Consider the following 1,349-nt stretch of genomic DNA (forward strand, 5'->3'; position numbering starts at 1 on the left):
TGGTGATGTGGTGATTGACCCATGTGCAGGAAGTGGCAGTACGTTAAGAGCTGCAATGGAACTTAATAGGTCAGCGTATGGCTTTGAGATTATGAAAGACATGTACAAGCAAGCAAAAGAACAAATGATTGACCATGCAGAAATATCATTGTTGAGCTTATGAGAGGGTGACATCATGAAAGGATTGCGAGAAATACGACAGAAGATGTGTATGACACAAGCAATGCTAGCTGACAAAGTTGGACTAACAAGACAAGCAATTACTGCTTATGAAGCTGGTCGCAACTTTCCCGGTGAACATGAGCTTAACAAGTTGGCTGATGTGCTGTGTGTGAGCGTAGACGAGCTTATGGGGAGGAAACATGAATAAGGTTGGAACACATTTCAACAAGAAGATTGAATATGACGGATATAAGTTTGATTCAAAGAAAGAGTTAGACTTCTATCTCACATTCGTACGAGAATGCCCCTATCGTTTCGATATACAGCGTTCATTTATAATTTTGGATAGTTGTGCCATAGGCGGGTTAAAATACCGTAGAACGGACTATAAAGCTGATTTCGTAATCTACAACGAGGATAACTCAATTCGACATGTGATTGATATTAAGAATGGATATACACCATATGCGATTGATCCAAAGTCAAGGCTGAAATTTAAAATGTTCGGTGCAAAAACAGGTATACCAATTGAAGTTGTTGTGCCAAGAAAACACGATTTCAGATTGCGAGTTTTGGGATTAACAACGAAATTTGAAGAACGAGTATTTAGCAATTTTGATTACACGGTTATGGATTTGATTGGAGGATAGCATGAATGCTGCTAAGAAAACGAGAATTGCCTATCTTTTGGCTGAAATGGGTAGTGACTTAACACTGCTAGATGATGACGATGAAAGACTGATTGAATACAGAAAACTTATTGGAATACATTACACGAAGCCTATCAAGCTAAAAAGAATTTCAATTAGCAAAGAGGCATTCGTTAATGAAATCAAGGAGTACCGCACAGCTAGAGAAATGATGGAAATATTTTCAATAAGTAATAATAGGCTATATTATTTGATTAATAAATTTGAGCTACGTGATTTGTGGAATGAATATATAATTCTAAAGGATAGATATATTGTTATCCAAAATGGAGTGGAACATGTGATCAATGGTGGTGGTCGAGGCATAGCGACATATTTTGGGGTTTCAGTGTACATGGCAAGATATATTATGCAGAGTAAAAAGTACAAGGGCATGACGTTGATTAGATATAGAGACTGGGTAGCAGCTCGGGAGGAAAGTCAATGATTGAAGAACGATTATCAAGTAAAGAAATGCAAGGCCTCGAAGCTGACTTT

General features: G+C 37.7%; 4 protein-coding genes. All 4 read left to right on the forward strand.

Annotation, left to right across the window (positions count from 1 at the left end):
* Positions 1 to 163 (forward strand): DNA methyltransferase (locus tag GSM_RS14870; protein WP_010077742.1); only part of this gene is annotated, 163 nt, incomplete at its 5' end.
* Between the two features lie 12 nt (positions 164 to 175).
* A complete protein-coding gene (locus GSM_RS13560; protein WP_010078418.1) occupies positions 176 to 370 on the forward strand; it encodes a helix-turn-helix domain-containing protein in 195 nt (64 codons plus the stop codon).
* On the forward strand, positions 363 to 812 hold the full coding sequence (locus GSM_RS13565) for a DUF1064 domain-containing protein (protein ID WP_003691171.1): 450 nt from the start codon (positions 363 to 365) through the stop codon (positions 810 to 812). The genes GSM_RS13560 and GSM_RS13565 overlap by 8 nt, the downstream gene beginning before the upstream one ends.
* A 1-nt stretch (position 813) precedes the next feature.
* Positions 814 to 1,299, forward strand: coding sequence for a hypothetical protein (locus GSM_RS13570; RefSeq protein ID WP_003691170.1), 486 nt, complete (start codon positions 814 to 816; stop codon positions 1,297 to 1,299).
* Positions 1,300 to 1,349 lie beyond the last annotated feature (50 nt).

The sequence above is a fragment of the Liquorilactobacillus mali KCTC 3596 = DSM 20444 genome, from assembly GCF_000260415.1.
GTDB lineage: Bacteria > Bacillota > Bacilli > Lactobacillales > Lactobacillaceae > Liquorilactobacillus > Liquorilactobacillus mali.